The sequence below is a fragment of the Thermus aquaticus genome (genome assembly GCF_001280255.1).
Classification (GTDB): Bacteria; Deinococcota; Deinococci; order Deinococcales; family Thermaceae; genus Thermus; species Thermus aquaticus.
In genome coordinates, this window is the sequence record NZ_LHCI01000049.1 from 1 (window position 1) to 484 (window position 484).

A 484-nucleotide genomic window follows, 5' to 3' on the forward strand; every position below is an offset into this window, starting at 1 on the left:
CCCCCGCCGAGGCCAGCGTCCTGGAAAACCCCATGAAGATCTCCGACGCCTCGCCCATGGGCAAGGCCCTCCTGGGCCACCGGGTGGGGGATGTCCTCTCCCTGGATACCCCCAAGGGCAAGAAGGAGTTCCGGGTGGTGGCGGTCCACGGATGAACGAGCAAACGCGCCAGCGCCTTCTGAACCTGGAAGCCCTGGTAGAGGCGGGGGTTGAGCCCTACCCCTACCGCTTCCCCAAGACCCATAGCGCCAGGGCCATCCTCGAGGCCAAGGCCGGGGCCCCTCCGGAGACCGAGTGGCCGGAGGAGGTGGCCCTGGCGGGGCGGGTGGTGGCCATTCGGCGCATGGGCAAGGTCACCTTCGCCCACCTCCTGGACGAAAGTGGCCGGATCCAGCTCTACTTCCAAAAGGACCTGACCCCCCGCTACGAGCTTCTGAAGAAGCTGGACGTGGGGGACATCCTGGGGGTCAAGGGCCCCCTCTTC

General features: G+C 67.4%; 2 protein-coding genes. Both read left to right on the forward strand.

Going from position 1 to position 484, the window contains the following annotated elements; translation table 11 throughout:
* The coding region (locus BVI061214_RS00300; protein WP_162207982.1) for a GreA/GreB family elongation factor at positions 1 to 155 on the forward strand (155 nt) is incomplete at its 5' end.
* Positions 152 to 484, forward strand: a 333-nt coding sequence (locus BVI061214_RS00305; RefSeq protein WP_248841677.1) for an OB-fold nucleic acid binding domain-containing protein, incomplete at its 3' end; no start/stop codon positions are given. The genes BVI061214_RS00300 and BVI061214_RS00305, both read left to right, overlap by 4 nt.